We start from the raw sequence: 20663 nt of genomic DNA on the forward strand, positions 1-20663 counted from the left end.
TGGCCGGAGGGAGGAGTTAATCCACGAGCCAGTCGCACCACCTCACAAAGGCAAATGAACGGTACCCCCAGCCTTTGCGCTGGGGGTACCGTGGCCTACATTAGCTAAAGAAGATGTTTTTAATAAGCACGTACACGATGAAACCCATCATCGCAGTGAAGCAGCACCACCAGAGGATCTTCTGTATACGTGTCTTGGGTACTGTCGTTATCGAAGGTCCCATAGTTACCACCTGACTCCTGTTTTTCCCTGATCTTTCGAGAAACCCCAACCAACAGATGCAGGGTTGTTTGTTTTTCCAACATTCACACCACTACCAATACCAATAACTGTTGCAGTGCCATTGCCCGGTGACACCATGACGCCACCGCCAAAGCCGCTGTATAACGCTGATCCGCCTCCGGCATATCCCCCGCAAAGTCGTTTGTCTGACCCGGCTTCACATGGCCAGTATTAAGATAGCCAGCAGAAATTCCGACCCCAGCACCAACAGCATTGGGAACACCCATATTCACGCCATAACCAAAGAATGCATTTCCATCCCGAGTAAACGTCCCCCACGCACTGCCCACAAAGTAATCGACCTGGAAGTTCACAAAGTCCGGCGCGCGGATCAAGCCCGGATTCGAGCCAGTGGTCGTTGGCTGGTATGACAGCCCGCTACCCTGTGCGCCTTTAGCGATATACGCCTGCACATCAGGATCGCCCGGCCCCAGGCTCTGGGCCCAGACTTGCTGCCCAGCCTTGTTCACGCCATAGGACTGCCACCCGGTTCCATCCTGCGGCTGGGCGCCAGTGGCTACCCGAACACCTCCCGGCTCAGTCTGGCCATTCACCGTCAGGTCCATCCGTGCCATCTGGTTTTCGATGTCCTGCTCGGTGTACTTGCCGCCGCTTTCGTTGGCCAGTTTTTTCGCCAGCGTCTGTTCTTTCGCCTTGCGATCCTCATGAAGTTGCCGGTTAAACCGAATCGTCACCACGCCTTTTGATTAACGCTCCCCTATTAACGACAAACCTGGCTTCTTAAATTTCCGGATTTGTCGTTTGTGTGTGCGAAAGATAAAGAGTTATCGTATCTTTGCCCAAACAATTAAAGTAAAAACAATTGCAATTAACACACCTTTTATGACTACCCCCTCCACATTAACCGTACTTAATACCTCAACAAATTCCAGCGATTTGTAACATCCTTCGATAACAAAAAAACAACCTAGATAAGACGCAAAGACAGAAATAGCCAACATTCCCGGAATCCATATAAGAAGAAGTAAAGCCAATATGGAAAGTAATTTTTTTGTCATTTATTTGGCCTGAGCTGAGATTGATTACGTTGATAAAGGCCATTAATTCCTTCTTGACCAAACGACCCGCCTATAGAGCCACCAATCGGAGCAAAGTTATTGGCATTAAGTAAATTCCAGCCACCGTTTCCCCATACACCAGTAGCCGACCAATTGGGCGTGTTAATGGTTGGCCTTAACATCGAATTAATGCCAGTCTCACTCAGTTTTCCCAGCCCATAGCCAAAACTAGACAGCACGCCGCTAATAATAGCAGCACCCATTACGCTGTCATTTCTCCCCCGTAAGAAATTATTCAGTGCGGTAGTGGTTGCGCCTCCGATGGCATTAACTCCCACATTCCACAGCAGCCCTCCATACGAACCCGCGGCTCCCGTTACAAACGCTCCCGTAACATCAACCGGATTGATCTTGCCGTTCTGGAGATACTGCGAACCCGCATTGATCCCCGCGCTGATCGTCCCCGTTCCCACCGGTGAGGCCAGCGCTCCAGTGCCCAGCGCCCCACCTGAACTAAAGATCGGCGCACCCGGCAACGCCGCAATGACACCACCTGTTGCAATCGCACCAGCCCCTGCCGCTGCGCCCCACGTGAGTTTTCCGTAGACATCCCGGTACGCCTGCTCACGGTTCACCGAACTGGCAACATCCCCCGCGGCAGGCCGGTTCATACCCGCTCCATTCCCGTCGTACTGCGCATACATTTCCGGATTGGCCTTCTGCTCCGGCGTCGTATAGAACATATAACCCGGTCCGCTGGCACCATCGGCGGGCAGCATGCCGTGCGCTTGTCCCAGGAAATCACTGGCGCGTTGGTTCCACGTACCCGGCGAACCGTTTTGAACTTGTAGATTGGCTTGCATCGTCAATTCGTTATGCGCTTGTTCAGGCGTTAAGCCGTACTTCTTCGCGTATGCCGCTTCTTTCTCGCTGATCCACTTCTTCTCCTCAGGGTGAAGTTGCCGGTTAAACCGGTCCTTTTATTTCACCGATTTTTCTTACATTTTGATCAGTCCATTGAATTTTTAATGCGCCGCTTTTTTACCAAGTAAGCAAAAATCAAATAAGCAGCTTCTACCACAATGGCGATTAGCCATAGCAATCGGAAACCAAACAATATGCCGGGGTATCCCAGTCGTTGCGCCTCAGACATTGGCGTCATTCCAAGATTTTCCGCTGCCCATTCGATTGCCACTGGCACATACATAACGCATACATAGACAATCGTTAGTAAAGAAACGCGCGCTAAAGAACCTCTCCAGCCCGGAGCGCGAAGCAACAAATCAAACTTATCTGCTTTCATTTTTGTGCTTCCTTGCCCGGAGCAAATGCGCCGGTACCGCCTATTAGACCACCTCCTGTAGCCCCCGTTAGACCAGGAAGTGGGTTGCGAACCGCTTGGAATACCGCTGGAATTTTAGGGTCCAGATTTGGAAATATCCAAGGCGTCGCGAGCCTACCAACACCCTGGGTCAAAACAAGACCAATACCGTACCCTCCGGCTCCCGCCAATGAGCCAATAGCACCGGCGTAAAGCGGGCTATTTGCTTCCCCGTAATATAAATTATTGAAAATCGTCGTTGAGAAGTAGCTTGAGCCACCTAAAACCACATTAGAAAAAAATTTGGTGTTTGCCCCAATTGGTCCGGCGATAGCTCCAACTCCACCCGCAAATAGGCTTTGTGCCGGACGAATCTCGCCTGTCTGTTGATATTGCACCGCCGCGTCCATTCCGGCGCTAACGCCCCCTCCAATAACTGAATATGCAAGACCTCCAGCACCTGCGGCAATGGGTCCCCCAACTAGCAGACTTGCTCCAGTAACTGCTGCAATAACACCACCGCCCATAAGATTGCGGTTTTGCTGTTCTCGGCTCGCGCTATTTTGAATCTGCTGCGTGGACGGCTGATTCAGATCGCCGCCATTCGCGTAATACCCCGCGTACATATTCGGATTCGCCTTCTGATCAGGCGTGGCATAGAACATATAACCCGGCCCGCTGGCACCATCGGCGGGCAGCATGCCGTGCGCTTGTCCCAGGAACGCGCTGGCGCGTTGGTTCCACGTACCCGGCGAACCGTTTTGAACTTGTAGATTGGCTTGCATCGTCAATTCGTTATGCGCTTGTTCAGGCGTTAAGCCGTACTTCTTCGCGTATGCCGCTTCTTTCTCGCTGATCCACTTCTTCTCCTCCGGATGAAGTTGCCGGTTAAACCGGTCCACATTCCCCCCAGCAACCGCGCCCGCATTCCCGCCCACTGCCGCACCTGCGCCTGTCGCAATAGCGTTCGCCACGATGTTGCCAAGGGCGGTGTTGATGTCAGCACTGCCGGTCGGGTTTGAACCTGCAATTGCAGCACTAATTTCATTCAGCTTGCCCGCTGCAATCGATGCGATCCCGGCACCCGCTGCACTACCAGGCGCGTTTCCTCCCGCAAGGCCAGTCACCATTGCCGCTCCCGCCGCCTGCATGCCCGCTCGCGCTGTGCCGCCTTCCTTCCACGCCTCCATCCCGGCCTGATCGCCGCTCGCCTTTGCCGCGTCGTACTTCGACTGTGCAAAGTCTCCAATCCGCCGTGATACCGCTTCACCCGCTGCGCTGGCCGCCGCCATCATGTCTGCCTGGCGCTCGAGCAGGTTGTTCACGTCCGGTAGCCTGGCGATCGTGCCGTTTGTGTTCGACGCGTCACGGTTCAGGCTGGTGATGTCCTGTATCTGGCTGGCTGCATCGGTCACGCTGATCGTGCCCGCGCTGATCCCGCTACGCGTGGTCGCGCTGTCGTTGCCGCTGTCATTCTGGCTCAGCATTGGGGCACCACCGCCGGTGTTCTTCCCCGAGGTATTGCCATGGGTGCTGTAGTTCGCCCCTCCATCGCCAGTGCTCACGCCTGCGCTGAAGCCGCTGCTCGATGCCTTGTAGTTCGACGTGTTGCTGATATCGGAGAAGGTGAGGGTGCCGGTCGTGAGCGTGTTCTTCGACGCATCAGCGCTGCCTGCAAGATACGCACCGTTCAGACCAGTATGGCCTTTAACGCTGATGTCGAATCCGCCGTCACCGGCCTGAATACCCGCCTGTTCGTTCACGCCCGCGTAATTGCCACTGGCGTTCGCGCTGGTGTGGCTGACGCTCGCACTGCCACCGCCCTGGCTGAGCGTAAATCCTCCTCCGCTGCTTTCCTGGTGCGCGGCGCTCGACATCGTGTCCTGCACGCTCGCGATGTTCAGGTTGCCGCCGATCGTGGCGCTCACCTGGCGGCCGCTGAGGTTCGAGCTAATGATGTTCGTGTCGCCGCCCGAAATGATCGTCGCGGTGCTGGCTGCGCTCACGTGCGTGTTGTTTTGCGTCGCGCTGTCGCTGCGGCCATTGCCGTGGGCCTTCGACATCGACGCAGAGATGCCGAAGCCCTGTGTGCCATAGGAGATACCAACGCTCGCGCTGCCAGATTCGTTGCTGCTGCGCGTCGAGCTGGTATCGGTAGTGTTCACTAGGCTGACCTGATTTTTTGCCGCCAGGATCACGTCGTTCGCGTTCACGTTTGAACCGGCGATTGCCAGGTTGCCGCTGCCCGGCGTGCCGTCACCCTTCGCCACCAACGTGGCCGTACCGCCTGCCGTCACATTCGAGCCGCGATGCGTTGTGCTGTCTTCGGCATAAGTGCGTTTGCTGTGCGAACACGTCACGCGCATTTCCGTTGCGCTTGAGGACGCGCCTGCCACAGCCCACACCAGGGAGCGCGGCAAGCGACCCGTCTTTCCGTGGATGCGGATCACCGATGCGCTGCTCGAACAGGCGGGCTTCCTACCCGGACAGCAGGTCCTGTTTTCCGTCGATCACCGCTGCGGACACATCACCATCACACCCGATTATGACTACAGGATCGCCAGCCGATACATGACCGGGCAGGAGGCCGAAGCCATGCTGCAACGACGCAGCAAACGCAACTGAACACCCGCAAACAACAACCCCGGCCAGCGTCGGGGTTGTTGTCTTCAAGGGAGCATAAGAACCCATTGTGACCGCAGAAGGTTCACCAGTGCTGAGAACACCAAGCTAACCCCTGCTGATGTCGCAAAGCTAATGTCCGGCTCTTTGTACAACACCCACAGGACCAGCGCCGCCCACAGCAGCATTGTCGACCCCAGCCAATAAATAAATCGCTTCCTTTTTGAACTGTCGGCACTTACGCCGAACATAAACCATGTTGCAAACATGGAAGCTAGCGTAATGAACACAACCCCCATTCCAAAGCTCATTTTTTTGTACCCTTCAAGTTCTCCATGGTGTTCTGGAACCCCCACCACGAATTCGTCGCAGGATCAAGCAGTGGATCGACTGAACCTCCTAGCCCTGTAGCATTACCGAGCGGAATTCCGGCTTGCTTTCCGGCATATGTTGGCACGGCCTTGGTTATACCCAGTACAGCCTTTTCCACCCATCCACTAGCATCGCCAGCCCACGCGCTCAAGTTGGCTCCATAGACTCCACCGATTCCTCCCCCAATAAAGCCGCCGATGGCTTCTGCAGTCGTAACAGGCTTGTCCGTAGCGTAATTGGTCAATGCTGTAATTCCCAGTCCAGTGGCAGCTGCTTTACACGCAACACCTCCAGAAACCAGACATGCGGTTACAGCAAGTGCAGCTTTTCCAGTGCGCTCATACACAATATTCTGATCGCGCAATCCGGCATCAGTCAGTCCTGTTCCGAGTTGCTGCTGCCCTGCATCGTAGGCTTGCTGGTTGCCTGCAATGTACTGGCTGTTGTAGTCGTGGTTTGCGTACTGTGGATCGCTCTTGTATCCGTCGCAGTTCAGGTTCTGGCACCCGACGATGCTACGTACTTCCCAGTCATGTACACCGCCCGATGCGGTCGATGTCTGCTGGTCCGAGTTGCGCAGCAATTCCGCAACGATCCGGCCTTCCGCTTCCTGTTCACTGATGCCGAGTTGCTTTGCAACGATCTTTGCATCCTTCTTCGCCATCGCATACTCGTCGGGGTGTAACTGCCGGTTAAACCGGTCCACATTCCCCCCAGCAACCGCGCCCGCATTCCCGCCCACTGCCGCACCTGCGCCTGTCGCAATAGCGTTCGCCACGATGTTGCCAAGGGCGGTGTTGATGTCAGCACTGCCGGTCGGGTTTGAACCTGCAATTGCAGCACTAATTTCATTCAGCTTGCCCGCTGCAATCGATGCGATCCCCGCACCCGCTGCACTACCAGGCGCGTTTCCGCCCGCAAGGCCAGTCACCATTGCCACTCCCGCCGCCTGCATGCCCGCTCGCGCCGTGCCGCCTTCCTTCCACGCCTCCATCCCGGCCTGATCGCCACGGGCCTTTGCCGCGTCGTACTTCGACTGTGCAAAGTCTCCAATCCGCCGTGATACCGCTTCACCCGCTGCGCTGGCTGCGGCCATCATGTCTGCCTGGCGCTCGAGCAGGTTGTTCACGTCCGGTAGCCTGGCGATCGTGCCGTTTGTGTTCGACGCGTCACGGTTCAGGCTGGTGATGTCCTGTCTCTGGCTGGCTGCATCGGTCACGCTGATCGTGCCCGCGCTGATACTGCTACGCGTGGTTGCGCTGTCGTTGCCGCTGTCATTCTGGCTCAGCATTGGGGTGCCACCGCCGGTGTTCTTCCCTGAGGTATTGCCATGGGTGCTGTAGTTCGCCCCTCCATCGCCAGTGCTCACGCCTGCGCTGAAACCGCTGCCTGATGCCTTGTAGTTCGACGTGTTGCTGATATCGGAGAAGGTGAGGGTGCCGGTTGTGAGCGTGTTCTTCGACGCATCAGCGCTGCCTGCGAGATACGCACCGTTCAGACCGGTATGGCCTTTAACGCTGATGTCGAATCCGCCGTCACCGGCCTGAATGCCCGCCTGTTCGTTCACGCCCGCGTAATTGCCTCTGGCGTTCGCGCTGGTGTGGCTGAAGCTCGCACTGCCACCGCCCTGGCTGAGCGTAAATCCTCCTCCGCTGCTTTCCTGATGCGCAGTGCTCGACATCGTGTCCTGCACGCTCGCCATGTTCAGGTTGCCGCCGATCGTGGCGCTCACCTGGCGGCCGTTGAGGTTCGAGCTAATGATGTTTGTGTCGCCGCCCGAAATGATCGTCGCGGTGCTGGCTGCGCTCACGTGCGTGTTGTTCTGCGTCGCGCTGTCGCTGCGGCCATTGCCGTGGGCTTTCGACATCGACGCAGAAACCCCGAAGCCCTGTGTGCCATAGGAGATACCAACGCTCGCGCTGCCAGATTCGTTGCTGCTGCGCGTCGAGCTGGTATCGGTAGTGTTCACTAGGCTGACCTGATTTTTTGCCGCCAGGATCACGTCGTTCGCGTTCACGTTTGAACCGGCGATTGTCAGGTTGCCGCTGCCCGGCGTGCTTTCACCCTTCGCCACAAACGCGGCCGTGCCGCCTGCCGTCACCTTCGAGCCGCGATGCGTCGTGCTGTCTTCGGCATAAGTGCGCCTGCTGTGGCTGCTGCCGTAACTGAGTTCGATCCTGGCCGAGGGCATTTGTCCGCTGGCCAGTTCGCCCAGGGCGGCACCAGCCGCGCCTGACGAATCCATCGCACCGCTGGCCGCCGCCATGCCGTGCAGGGCGGCCGCGCGATTATCCTGGCTGCGGCTCGCTGCATGGGCCTGGTCAATGGTGTTGGACACGGCGTCGATCACCGGGGCCTTGAGCGCGAGCGTAAAGCCGCTCTGTTTGACTTCGTGTGTCTCGTCGTGGTGCTGCGTGTCGACAGCGGCGTCAAGCGTGATGTTCGTGCCGGTGCCTGTCAGGTTTTGTGCCGCGACCAGATCGCTGCCCGTGACGTGCAGGTCTTTGCCTGCGCTGAGGTTAAGGTTGCCGCCGAGCGAGCCGACGGTGCTGCCGGTGTGTGTCACCTGTGTGGTGTTCGCGGTGTCAGTCTGCGTCTTGCTGCCCACCGAAATGCCGATTCCACCCCCCGTGCCGAAGCCGGATTCGTGCTTCTGGTTGTAGCCCGAACTGGTTTGCGTGTCCTGCGAGGCGGTGAGGTTCATGTTGCCTGCGGCCGCCAGATTCACGTCGTGTGTGCCCGCGATGGTCGAGCCCTGCACGTTCAGGTTCTTGCCCGCGCTGACGGTCACTGTCTCGCCGGATAGGGTGCTGCCCACGCCGAGGTTCGCCTGCGTGTCCTGCATCGTTTGAGTGGTCGAGCCGTGTACGAAGCTGCCGCGCTTCGATTCGCTCGCGGAGTACGCATCGTGTTCCTCACGGCCTTCGCTGATGTGGACGTCGCCCGTGGCGGCGAGGGTTGCTGCGCCGCTGCCTGCTGCCAGTGAAGAACCGGTGAGCGTGATGTTGCCTTTACCCTGGTCGGTGCTCACGGCTGCGAGTGTTGCGTTGCCGCCTGCGCGGATGTTCGTCCCGATGGTCTGTTCGTCGTAGCGGCGGTCGGTTTGCTGACGGGTCTTGTCGTCGGTGGCGACGTTGTTATAGGTCGTGGTGTTGAGGACGCTGGCCGCAGTCAGGTTGCCGCCTGCGGCTACCGTGATATCGCCATCTGCGTTGAGGGTCGCGCCGCTGAGCGTCGTGTCGTTGCCGCTCTGCAATGCGAGGCTGCCGCCTGAAGTGAGGGCGCTGGTCTGGTGCATCGTGCTGGAGGCTTCCCAGTGATGGTCGGCATGCTTTCCCAGCGACTGTGATGTGTCCAACTGCACGGTATCCACGGTGATGTCGTGGCCCGCTGTGATTTGCGCATTGCCGCCTGCAGCGATGCCCGCACCGTGAACCGCAAGGTCATGGCCCGCCATCACCAGCAGGTCCCCCGTCGCGGCCATCGTGCCCTGTGCGCCGGGCAGGCTCTGGTTGATCCTGCTCTGGCCTGCTGCCGAACTAACGCCTGCTGTATCCACCAGCGTCGTGTTCACGATGTCATGTCCGGCGAGCACCGCGACGCGGTTGCCCGTGATGCTGCCTGACGCGTTCACCACGTCATGCGTCACGGAAACCACGGTCGTGCCGGTGTCCGTGCTGCTGCTGATTGCTCCACCCCGGTTCAGGATGTTAGTCGCGGCGATAACTGTCTGCGTGCCGCCCTTGATGACGCCCGCGTTCATCGCGCTGCCCGTGGCGCGGATCTCCACATCATCGGCCGCGATCAGCGCTCCGGCCGGCTGCAGGTCATTCGCGTGCGTTTGCGCCAGATACACCACCGGTGCGAGCACCGTCTGCGTCGTGCCATCCGGTAGCGTCACCGTCTGGTTCACCAGCCAGACAATATCGCTGGTGAGCGCTGCCATCTGCGCGGCGCTTAACGCAAGGCCAGGTTGCAGGTTGAATGCCTGCGCAACACGTACCCCACTGTTCATCAGCGCGCGGTATTCGTCCTCGTGGCTGGTGTAGCCCTGGAGATAAACCCGGCCAGTGAGCTGGGTGATCTGGTTGCGTACCTGCCGGGCTTCGTACACGCCATCGCCGAGGCGTTTGATGGTTTTAGACGGGTCGAGCCCGAGTGCTCCCAGCATGTAGTCGCTGGAAATGAAGTTTGCGTAGCGCGTAAGGCGGGGATCGGTGACAACCAGATATGACGCGCTGGGGGCGGAGTTGACGGTGTACAGCCCGCTCGATGGCAGGGTGATCGTCAGTGCGCCGCCGGGTCCGGCGATGGATTGCGGTGCGTTGATGGTCTGTGTCTGTCCGGTGGCCAGATCAACCGTCTGTGTACCTGTGCCGCTGATACTCCCCACGACGCCGTTCGCACCCAGCGTGCCACCGGTCGCACCGGTGGCGGAGTTCACCGCCGTCACGTTCGTGTTGCTGATATCAGTTGCGCTGATTTTTACAGCGTGGCTAGCGATGATCGTGCCACCTGTGCCGCCGATAGCAACAGGCGTAAGCACCACCGATGGCTGCACCACCGGACCACGGTCGCGCGCCATGTTCTCGTTCCAGGCGTAGGTCGAAACGATGTCCTGCTTCTGTTGCTGGTACAGCGTCTGGCCGGTGTTGTTGACCAGCGTGCCGCCGTAATTACCACTCGCCACCTCGCCAGTCGCGTCAGCACCGCCGATCTGGATTGAACCGCCTGCGGCCATCGCGCTGTGCATATTGTTCAGCGTGCCGACATTGGCGAGCACCATCTTGCCGCCCGCGATGATCTGCGCCTGCTGTGTCTGCGGGCTGGTGACCCTGTCCTGCTGGGTGGTGGTGGTCGTGTCGCGGGCGATTTCTACACGCTGGTAGCCCTTGTGGGCGTCGTTGTGTGACGCGTATTCGGTTCCCGGATCGTAGTTGACGTGCGGGTCGTAGCCGTCCCAGTAGCTGACGCTGAGCGTGCCGTCAGCGTTGGGGGTGAGCGTGTTGTAGTAGATCGTCAGTGGCTGGCCGTTGCGCTGTACGACCAGTGTGCGGTCCACCGCGTTCGGGCCGCTGGTTCTCTCAATGACATCAGTGTTACTGAACGTTTCATTCAGCGGATGGCGGTAGCCGTTGTCCCACATCGCCTGGGTGCAGTGGCCCCTGTCGGCGTTGCCGGTGGTGCAGGCGAGGTACTTGTCGCGTTTGGTCTGGTGAGACGTCGTCACAGCGGTCGTGACGGTTTCGATGGTGGGTGCGGGGCGGGTGTTGGTCAGCGTCTGTGTGGCGATCTCGATCCTGCCCTGGGCTTCGATGGTGGACTGGTCGTTCGTCACCGAATGTGTGCGATGGATGAGTACGCCGTTTGTATCGCGTGTGCTGTCTGCGGCGAGGTTGATGTCGCCCAGGCTGAAGAGGTTTGCACCGCCGGTGCTGGTGATCCTGCCCGGCGAATACAGGTTCAGTTGCGAAGCAGCAGCCATCACAGCCGCTGTGCCGCTGCTGGTGATGACCTGGCTGGCGTTCAGCGTAATGGTGTTGCCGATGATCGTTGCGGTGTTGAGCAGCGAGGCGCTGTTCGTCGTCACGCTATCGCCTTCGATGCGGCCTGCGTTAGTAATCGTGTTTAGCGCATTGAGCGTCGTGGTCGAGGCGTTCAGGTGCGCGCCTGCCTGGTTGTCGAGGTTCGTGGCGTTCAGCGTGAGCGCGTTTACCGCGCCGAGCGTGCCCTGGTTCGTCAAGCGGCCCGCTGTCGTGAAGGTCAGGTTGTGGTTGGCCTGAATCGGGTTGCTGCTGGTGAGCGTGTAGTCGCCGTTGAGTGTGAGCGCGCCATCGTTCCCGGCGATGATCCGGCCGTCGCCAGTGAGCTGGTTTGCCGTGATGGCCAGGTCCTGTTCGCTGCCAATCGCGCCGTTCTGGTTTGTCAGTGTGCCGGTGTGGATGGAGACCGGGCCGCTGCCTGGGGGCGCTGTTCTGTTCGGCGTGCTGCTGGCTGATGAAGTCCCGGAAGAGGCCCGCTGATCGTTGCCGATACGGCCTGCGGTGTTGTCGAGCGTGGCGGTGCTGAGCGTGATCGCGCCGTTGCCGTGGATCGAGCCGCCTGCATTGATGAGCCGCGCATTAGGGCCGCTGAGCGTGACGCTGTTCGCGCCGGATAGCGTGGCGTTCGTGTTGTCTGCGAGCTGGGTGATGCCCAGTGTGAGGTCATGGCCGGATATGAACTGGGCACCGCTGGTGTTCAGCAGCGTGTCTGCGTGCACGCTCACGTCACCATTGCCGCCGATGGTGCCTGCGCCAGCGACGCCGCCTGCGTTGCTGTTCGTGATGGTGGCCGCGCTGAGCGATGTCGTACCCGATCCGGTGTTGGCGATGCGTCCGTTTGTGTTGTCGAGGGCTGTGGCGGTGAGGGTCAGTGTTGACGCTGGGTCGCCTGCAATCGCATTCGCTTCGATCTGTCCACCGGTGTTGTCGATGGCGTCCTGTGCAGACACGGAGACCGTGCCGCTGCCCTGGATCAGGCCTGCGCGGTTATCAAGCGTGCTGGCGGACTGCAGCATCGCTGAGCCGCCTGCGGTAATCGTGCCGTTTGCATTGCTGATGCGGTTGCCCGATACCGATACGTTGCCGTTGCCACCAATCAGGCCATTGGCGGTGTTTGTCAGTGCGTCGCTGGCGGTGACAGTGGCGATGCCGGTGCCGCTGTTCGAGAGGGTGCCGCCATCGTTGTTAACCGACTGTGCGGTGACCGACAGCGTGCCGTCCGCCTGGATCGTGCCACCTATATTGTTCAGGATGCCTGTACTTGTTAGTGCCACATTTCGTGCACCGGCATAGCCGCCCGCGCGGTTGTCGAGCGAGCCCGTATCAAGCGTTATGTGACGCTGTGCGGCCAGCTTGCCGCCGCGATTCGATACCGCGTCTGCGTGGATGTCGAGTGCGCCGTTCGTTGCCAGCGTGCCGCGGTTGTTTGACAGGGTGCCTGTGGTGACTGACAGCGTGCCGGTGCCGGAACTGCCTAGCCTGCCGCCGTCGTTGACCAGCGCCGCAGCATTGAGCGCGAAGTTGTCGCTGTTGCTCTGGAGTGTGCCGGATGTGTTGTCGAGTGTGCCGCTGACATCAAGCGTCGTTGTGCCGGTGCCGGTTTGTGTGAGGTTGCCGCTGTGGTTGATGAGGTTCACCGTATGTAGCGTGAACTGGTCTGCGCTGAGGTTGCCGTGGCGGTTATCGATGGTCGTGGCATCCAGCGCCGCCAGGTTCCCGGCCGAGAGCGTGCCGCGGTTCGTCAGCGTTGTCCCTGCCGTGACGTCGAGGTTGCCGTTTGCCGCCAGCGTGCCGCTGCTGAACAGTGTCTGCACCGCGTGGGCAATCAGCGACTGCACGGCGGTAATCGAACCGGCGTTGGCGATTTGTCCGGCCTGTACGGTCACATTGCCGTTGCCGCCAATGGTGCCGGTGGTGCGGCCTGTGCCATCTGTGCCACTTGCATCACCCGTGCCGTTGTTCAGCAGGCCGCCAATCGCCAGCGTCAGCGCATCCGCCCCCAGCGCGGCGACATGACCACCGGTGTTGTCGAATGAACCGGCATTGACAGAGAGCGCACCTGCCGCCTGCAGCGTGCCGCCCTGGTTCTGCAGGCCATCGGCAGTTGAGACCGCCAGCGTGCTACCCGAACGTATCTGGCCGTTGCGGTTGCCCAGTGCACCCGCTGTGATGGCCAGCGCACCATCCGGGGACAGCGCCCCGTTGTCGTTCATCAGCATCCCGGCTGCGTGCAGGTTTAGCGCGCCGCCTGATGTCGTGGTTGCGCCTGACAGGTTCAGATCGCCACCGCTGGCGCGCAGGGCCAGCGTGCCATTGGCCGAGGTGCGGCTGTCCGCGAGATTGAGCGCCGCGCCATTCAGCGCAGCATTCCCGCCCGCTGCATTGCGGCCTGTCGCACTGAGTGTGCCGTTACCTAGTATCACCAGGTCACCAGCGTGCGCGAGACTGCCATCGCTGTTTACACCAGCGCCAAGCGTGCCCGTCGATGCCACATTGCCTGCATGAATCGCTGTGTTCTGCCGCGCGGCGAGCATGCCGCTATTTGTCAGCGTGCCTGAGGTCTTGACGCTGAGATTCTGTTGCGCATAGGTGGTGCCACTATGCTCGATGCCTTCGCGTGCAAAGAGACTGAGATTGCCGCTGGCATTAGCCTGTCCGGCAAGAACCAGCTTGCCTTCGGTGGTCAGCGTTAACTCACCCGCCTGCGCCGCCAGCACACCCTGAGTAGACACCCCAACGCCATGCTCATTGCCAACCAGCATGATCCGGTTCGCGTACATCCCGCCTAACTGGCTCACGTCGATCGAAACACCCGGCACCGGGCCATCACCCGCGATCGCCGTGGCACCGAGCGTGTCGTGATCGACGGCATTTGCCCCCGTGATGACGTTCAGGTTTTTAGCGTAGATCGCCGCGTTCGCCTGCACCGCGCGCGTAATCAGATCGACCTGATCGGTCGCCCCAGCGATCAGCCCCGCACCCTCGATGCGGATATGGCCGCGGCTCACGCTAAAACCCGCAAGCGAGCCATCCGGCGCGAAGTTCGGCGTGCCAGTGCTCAGAATCGCGCGTGACGTGTTGATAAAACCGCCACCATTCACGCTGATACCCGAGCCATTCGCAATCACGACTTCGGCACGCGGGCCAGCGACTTCGAGATACCCGTTGATCTGGCTCGCCGCACGGCTGTTAACCTGATTGACGATGACCCGCGCAGACTGGCCCGGCCCGAAGTTAGGATTCCCGTTGATCAAACCCGCCTGCTGCGTCTGCACGACCACTGGCGAGTTGTTCAGAATCGCACCGCGCCGGGGCACGTCGAACTGGCCATAAGTATTCAGCGACACCCCGGCACCCGAAGGCCGGTTGAGGTTCACCTGGGGCAAGCCGTTTTGCGTTTGTACGACCGAAGGCGAATACACCCCACCCGGAACAATCTGCGCACCCGACCAGACAGGCAGGGTGCCGAGCAGCACGAGCGTAGCCAGTGCGGCAGGACGAAGTGCAAACGTGACTGGCCAATGTCCTGCACCTGAAGTGCCCGCCACGTTTGCCGTCGCACCGTAACAGCCCGTCCTGACTTGCTGCGTTTGCTGAATGTTGGCCGTGGTGCCCGCTTTAACCACGGCATGTCTCGCTCTCAGACGGCTGAACAGAAGTCGTTTATTGCTGTGTTTCATCTGGTCTCATTCGTTTTACTAATTTTTAATGAGCGGCAATTTAGCGCCAGATGAATCAGAGGATTTGGGTTAACACGCTTTTTTGAGCGAAATACAACGCTTTTAGACAAATCGGATTGCGCTTATCGAGCATTTTATAAATCTGCGCTAGAGCAAGAAAAGAGCGAGGTACGAAGAAGGGAAATACCCTGAATCAAACATAAGCAGGAAAACGAGCGCAGCTTTGGCTGCGCTCAACCGCTCTTTGCTCTCGACGCCCCGCCGGGCAATTCCACGCTGTTTCAGGCACTGCCAACGCTGGCCGCATCCACACTGACCCGTTCCCAGTCAATCTGGTCCTGCTCGCGCAACCAGTGAAGCCTCCTTGTCCCACACGCCCGCGGCCAGCCAGTCCCGCAAGCATCGCCAGCAAGTCATACCGCTACCGAAACCGCAGTTCCTGCAAACAGCTCTTCCCCAGGAATACCGGTTTGCAGGACACACCGAATGCCGTTCAATACAGTCAGCTCATCAACCGTGCGCCCGCAACCGCCTTTGCCGCGATGGGCGTAACCGCCAGAATCAACGCTTCCAGGCCTACCCATAACTTTCGTCTTGCCATGCCGCCATGGCCACGGTGGACATCACTCAAATGTCCGGGTTGTGGTAGTGAATTCAAATAACCGTTTTGCATAAATAATTCTGAGTTACTTTGTCTGAAGGGAAAATATCCAGCAAGCCACCCGGATATTTTTCATCGTATTTTTGCGCCACACGCACTACACAGCCACACCACAAAGCACGTCATTTCATTTACACCAGATTAAATTAAAAACCCAATCCGCATCAGTAGATTAAAAATATACCCCCAGCAGCCAGCAAAATTTTTATCCATCACAAATCCACACCCCCTTGATTCACGCCTGAAAAACGCCAATTTTTATTTGCCCAACCCCCACAAACCCTCCACCCATCTATCAAACAACAAAATCATAATATTTCACTTTCAAGTATAAATTGCTGGTAAACCGCACAATCAGCATTAATCGGTAAAAATGACGAGTGGTATAACAGCCTCCATATCGGCTATCCTTGTTACGGCATCAAAATATTTTTAACAAGGAGTTTTTATGCGATCCATTCTTTTATGGCTGCTGGGTGTGCCAATTCCGATCATTATTTTGATTGCTTTGTTCGTGCATTAATTTTCAAGTCTGTCCACCGTGAATCAGAAAAAGGAAATGACATGCAGAATACTTCGCCAACTACCGTATCTTCCACCCCCCTGGGCAGTGCCGAATCCTCGCGTTCCGCCGTCTCCTGGGGGGCTGTCATCGCCGGTGCCGTAATCGCGGCAGCGGTGTCCGCCATGCTGATGTCAGGCGGAACCGGTCTGGGCTTTCTGTCTCTGTCTCCGTGGCGTAATGAAGGCGCATCGGGGTCTGCGCTTGCCGTCGGCACAATCATCTGGCTGCTGCTGTCGCAAATCATCGCGTATGGCGTGGCCGGTTACGTCACGGGCAGGCTACGCACCAAATGGACGGATGCCGCTCACGATGAGATCTATTTCCGCGATACCGCTCATGGCTTTCTCGTCTGGGCGTTGAGCGTGGTGGTGGGCCTGGTGCTGCTGGGCTCCACCGTAGCCTCGGTGGTTTCGGGAACGGCCAAGGCCGGGGCCTCGCTGGCGGGCGCGGGTGCAGGCGCAGCGAGTGCCGTGGCCAGTCAGGCAGACACACGGCATCTATCGCTGGACTACTTTACGGATACGTTGTTACGCCCGAATGATCCAGCTGCATCAACCAGCGCAGGCGATGTGCGGCAAGAGGTCTCGCGCATTCTGACGCGCAGCATAGCCAGCGGCCAGTTGAGCAGCGACGATGAAAATTATCTGGTCAAGCTGGTCGCCCAACGCACGGGCGTAGATGAAGCAGTGGCCAGACAACGGCTGTTACAAGTCGAAGAGCGGGCCAAGCAAGCCGCGCAGCAGGCAGAGCAAACAGCACGCGAAGCCGCTGACACCGCCCGCAAGGCCGCCGCCGCTTTCTCGCTTTGGGCCTTTGCCTCGTTATTGATCGGTGCGTTTGTGGCGAGCTATGCCGCAACCATCGGCGGACGGGCCCGCGATCGCTGAATTCAGCAGGAACCTCAGCGAGGCAGAGATTTTCCAGGCACTGTCTGGAAAATCTCCACCATCTCCACCACCATCACCGGCCAGGCGCAATAAAACACCCATACGCTGGCCGGTTTGTTCTTGTCTCTGGTTTTTGCCTGGCTTTTACCTGTCACGCGTCGAAGCTGGCGAACCGGAAAGCACCGCCGCAGTTTTTAGCGATCCAGACTAAAGCCCGCGGCCACTCTATCCCCTATTGCGCAGCGCGCGTCACCTGGTACTGTTCACCTAGCCCGTCCACGCCAAGCCGCACGGCTTGTCCGGGGCGCAGGTACACCGGGTGCGGCTTCACGCCCATGCCAACACCGGGCGGTGTGCCAGTCGAAATCACGTCCCCCGGTTGCAAGCTCATGCACTGCGACAAGTACGACACCAGCTTCGCCACGCCAAACACCATGGTTCGGGTGTTGCCGTTCTGGTAGCGATGCCCGTCCACTTCGAGCCACAGGTTCAGGTTTTGCGGGTCTGGCACGGCGTCGCGTGTCACCAGCCAGGGGCCAAGCGGGCCGAAGGTGTCGAACCCCTTGCCCTTGTCCCATTGACCGCCCCGTTCGATCTGCCATTCGCGCTCGGAGAGGTCGTTAATCACGCAATAGCCTGCGACGTAATTCAGCGCGTCGGCTTCATCAACGTATTTCGCTGCTTTGCCAATGACCACGCCAAGTTCTACTTCCCAGTCAGTTCTGGTCGAACCGCGTGGAATTTCAATGCCGTCGTTCGGGCCTGCGATGGCGCTGGTCCATTTGTTGAATACCACCGGCTCGGATGGCACCGGCAAGCCCGCTTCGGCTGCGTGATCGGCGTAGTTCAGTCCGATGCAGACCAGCTTTCCGACCTGGCCGACACAGGCACCAATCCGGGGCTCACCGGGCACCAGCGGCAACGATGCCGGATCAAGCGCGCGCAGCTGCGCGAGCGCCGCATCCGCCAGCACCTCACCCGCAATATCAGCAACCACACCGGATAAATCGCGGATACGGCCTTGCGCATCAAGCAAGCCAGGTTTCTCCTGACCTTGCGGCCCATAACGAAGCAATTTCATTGTTGTTTGTCCTTCCAGGTTTGATCTGGGTGAAAGCGCAGTGGCCTGATGCGGCCGGCGCTTGTCAGTCACGTGGATGCCTGCGTTGCTGTCACAGCTCGCACTGGCCAGCCCGATGTCCTGCCTCACTTCACCTCATCGTGCCGTGCCATGCCGTACTGCGCCCTGTAGCAGTCGTCAGAACATCAGGGGAGCGGTTTTGCCCGCTCGTCTTTTTATCATTTGCGCTCGTGGTTCACGTGCTGCCAGAGCCATACCGGGTATTGCAGCGCCCGCTCAATACAGGCCGCTTGCGGATGTGTTACAGGCGGGATTTACAAGCGGACATTACAACCGGTAGAAGATCCGCGCGTTGCCACCGAAGATCGCATCGCGCTCCTGCTCCGGCAGCGCCGCCAGCAAGGTACGGGCGCTGCCGTGCCAGCGCAGGTAGTCGCCATTCAGATTCAGGACGGGCCAGTCGCTGCCCCACATCAGCCGTGCTGGGCCAAACACCGTCAGCAAATGCTCGACATACGGCCGCAGCGTGGCATCCGTCCAGCCAGGAGCGGCCTCCGTGGCGAGCCCGGAGAGCTTGCAGTACACCTGCGGTAATGGTGCAAACCGGTTCAGCGCCTCGGCCCATGCATAGCGCTCCATGCCGCCCGCACGGATCGGCGGTTTCGCGCCGTGGTCGATCACGATGCGCAGTGCCGGAAAACGCGTGGCAAACGCCGCCAGCGCCGCAGCATGCTGCGCAAAAATCAGGGCATCGAAGGCCAGATCGTGGGCGATCAGCGCTTCGATAGCGGGTACCAGCGCTGGGTTATTGATCCAGTTGTCGTCAGGCAGGTCTTGCAACATGGGCCGCACGCCCTTGAACCGGGTATCAAGCGCAAGCTCAGCGATCAATGCGGGCGCGGCCGGATCAAGCAATGGCACCCAGCCCACCACCCCTGCAATGGAAGCCTCACCACGTGCCACGCCTAACAGGTAGCGCGTTTCTTCGAGAGTGGGCGCGGCCTGAATCACGATCGTCTGGCCAATGCCCGCGCCCTGACGCAAGCCAGCAAGATCCGACGGGCCATACGTGCGGTACAGCACCGGCTGGTCGGGAGTCAGCCAGCCATAGTCGTTGCGGCTGGGGTTCCAGTAATGCTGGTGAGCGTCGATGTGCTGCATCGCTCAGAGCGCTTGCAGGGCAAGCGGCATGGCCATCGCAGCGTGGGCGTCATGAACGTCATGAGGGGACGTTAAATCGCAGGAAGAAAACGGCTGAACAGCGGGAAGCGGTGCGCGAGCGTCGATCAGTCCAGCATCACGCAGCGCGCTCCAGAACCCGGCTGGCAGCGGGTGCTCGAATGAGTTCTGGTTCTCACACACCTCAGCCACACTGCGCGCGCCGCTCAGCACGCTCACCACGGCCGGATGCGCATACGGAAACTGCAGCGCCGCCGCCGCGAGCGGTACCTCATGCTGGCGGCAAATCACCTCCAGTTGCGCTACGCGCTCAATCACGCTGGCAGGCGCATTCGCGTAATTAAATTTCAGCGCGCCAGCGTAGGTGCGAGCGGGCGTGATGCCATGCGCCAAAATCCCTGAGTTAAACGCGCCCCCCAGAATCACACTGATCTGCCGCGCGCTACAGGCAGGCAGCAGCTCATCGAGCGCGGCTTGTTCCAGCAAGGTGTAACGCCCCGCCAGCAACGCGCAATCGAGGTCGCACTCGTCCATCGCCGCAAGAATCACCGCGCTTTCGTTCACACCCAGGCCAATCGCTTTCACCGCGCCGGAATCGCGCAACCGCTCCAGTGCGCGGAAGCCGCCGCCTTTAATCAGTTGCTGCCAGTAATGCGGATGGTGCTCACCATGAGTCATGTGGCCGATATCGTGGATCAGCACCAGATCAATTTCGACGATACCCAGCCGTTGCTGACTGTCTTCGAACGAACGAAAGATGCCGTCGTAGGTGTAGTCATAGCGGGCTTCAAACGGGAGCGGATTGTCCCAGCCTTCGCTGCCGTCATAAGGGGTCGTGCGTGGCACATAGCGGCGTCCGACCTTGGTGGACAGCACGTAGTCTGCGCGGGGATAGCGCTGAAGCGCATCGCCCAGGCGGCGTTCGGCCTTGGTGTGGCCGTAATGCGGTGCGGTATCGAAATAACGTATGCCAGCGTCCCAGGCAGCATCGACCGCCGCATGGGCATCGCGCGCCGCCAGGTCACGGTAGAGTCCGCCCAGCGCGGCACTGCCAAGGCCCAGGCCGGTCAGTTGCACGGCACTGCGGCCTACGTAACGCCGTTGTCGGGTTCTTGAGCCAGACATATCGGTCATGAAGCGTCTCCGCTAATTTTTTATGTTCTTCATGGGGGATGCACGCCCCCAGTTAACCGGGCATGCGGATTAAAGCAATTGCGCTAACGGCTACAACAGGATCAACACCAGACACCGCACCGCTCGGGCAGGCGGGCTGGCAACCTGCCGCTTGCCATCGAGGGTCCTGCCTCAAAAGAATGTGTCACCGCTCACTGCTTGAGTAACAAATGAGTAACAAACGGCATGGGGTCAGTTGACCCGTCACGCTGGCGTGAGCAGCTAGATTCATTCAGTTGGGAGTTTGTCCGGCGCAGGCTGGGTTGATGTCATGCCCG

The 20663-nt window shown here is 59.3% G+C and carries 11 protein-coding genes and 1 pseudogene; 2 read left to right on the top strand and 10 right to left on the bottom strand.

Annotation, left to right across the window (positions count from 1 at the left end; all coding sequences use genetic code 11):
- Positions 1 to 305: 305 nt before the first annotated feature.
- The 5 genes from GH656_RS17530 to GH656_RS18355 form a co-directional block, all read right to left on the bottom strand.
- Positions 306 to 977, bottom strand: a complete 672-nt coding sequence (locus GH656_RS17530; protein WP_217352305.1) for a hypothetical protein — start codon at positions 975 to 977, stop codon at positions 306 to 308.
- Between the two features lie 90 nt (positions 978 to 1067).
- Positions 1068 to 1301, bottom strand: coding sequence for a hypothetical protein (locus GH656_RS17535; RefSeq protein ID WP_153077300.1), 234 nt, complete (start codon positions 1299 to 1301; stop codon positions 1068 to 1070).
- Complete coding sequence (locus tag GH656_RS17540; RefSeq protein ID WP_153077301.1) at positions 1298 to 2164, bottom strand: hypothetical protein; 867 nt, start codon at positions 2162 to 2164, stop codon at positions 1298 to 1300. The genes GH656_RS17535 and GH656_RS17540 overlap by 4 nt, the downstream gene beginning before the upstream one ends.
- Positions 2165 to 2310: 146 nt before the next feature.
- Positions 2311 to 2604: a hypothetical protein gene (locus GH656_RS17545; protein WP_153077302.1), complete on the bottom strand. Its 294-nt coding sequence runs from the start codon at positions 2602 to 2604 to the stop codon at positions 2311 to 2313.
- The gene (locus GH656_RS18355) at positions 2601 to 4982 is read right to left on the bottom strand and encodes a hemagglutinin repeat-containing protein (protein ID WP_484555866.1); all 2382 of its coding nucleotides are present in this window, start codon (positions 4980 to 4982) and stop codon (positions 2601 to 2603) included. Before GH656_RS18355 ends, GH656_RS17545 begins: the two co-directional genes overlap by 4 nt.
- On the opposite strand from GH656_RS18355, the gene GH656_RS17555 reads away from it, so the two are divergent.
- Positions 4963 to 5247 (top strand): SymE family type I addiction module toxin, encoded by a 285-nt coding sequence (locus GH656_RS17555; RefSeq protein WP_153077304.1) that lies wholly within the window; start codon positions 4963 to 4965, stop codon positions 5245 to 5247. The genes GH656_RS18355 and GH656_RS17555 overlap by 20 nt on opposite strands.
- A gap of 304 nt (positions 5248 to 5551) precedes the next feature.
- On the opposite strand, the gene GH656_RS17560 is transcribed toward GH656_RS17555, so the two are convergent.
- Both GH656_RS17560 and GH656_RS18140 read right to left on the bottom strand, forming a co-directional pair.
- Positions 5552 to 14839, bottom strand: a complete 9288-nt coding sequence (locus GH656_RS17560; RefSeq protein WP_153077305.1) for a hemagglutinin repeat-containing protein — start codon at positions 14837 to 14839, stop codon at positions 5552 to 5554.
- A gap of 287 nt (positions 14840 to 15126) precedes the next feature.
- A pseudogene (locus GH656_RS18140) lies at positions 15127 to 15440 on the bottom strand (transposase); the annotation flags it as partial.
- A 624-nt stretch (positions 15441 to 16064) separates the two neighbouring features.
- Here GH656_RS18140 and GH656_RS17565 point away from each other — a divergent pair.
- On the top strand, positions 16065 to 16952 hold the full coding sequence (locus GH656_RS17565; protein WP_153077306.1) for a hypothetical protein: 888 nt from the start codon (positions 16065 to 16067) through the stop codon (positions 16950 to 16952).
- 232 nt (positions 16953 to 17184) lie between these two features.
- On the opposite strand, the gene GH656_RS17570 is transcribed toward GH656_RS17565, so the two are convergent.
- From GH656_RS17570 to GH656_RS17580, 3 genes are all read right to left on the bottom strand, one after another.
- Positions 17185 to 18033, bottom strand: coding sequence for an ureidoglycolate lyase (locus GH656_RS17570; protein ID WP_153077307.1), 849 nt, complete (start codon positions 18031 to 18033; stop codon positions 17185 to 17187).
- Between the two features lie 327 nt (positions 18034 to 18360).
- The gene (locus tag GH656_RS17575) at positions 18361 to 19194 is read right to left on the bottom strand and encodes an amidohydrolase family protein (protein WP_153077308.1); all 834 of its coding nucleotides are present in this window, start codon (positions 19192 to 19194) and stop codon (positions 18361 to 18363) included.
- A gap of 3 nt (positions 19195 to 19197) precedes the next feature.
- The gene (locus GH656_RS17580; RefSeq protein WP_153077309.1) at positions 19198 to 20346 is read right to left on the bottom strand and encodes an aldo/keto reductase; all 1149 of its coding nucleotides are present in this window, start codon (positions 20344 to 20346) and stop codon (positions 19198 to 19200) included.
- Between the last annotated feature and the right edge of the window lie 317 nt (positions 20347 to 20663).

This window comes from Paraburkholderia bonniea (assembly GCF_009455625.1).
GTDB classification, from domain to species: Bacteria; Pseudomonadota; Gammaproteobacteria; order Burkholderiales; family Burkholderiaceae; genus Paraburkholderia; species Paraburkholderia bonniea.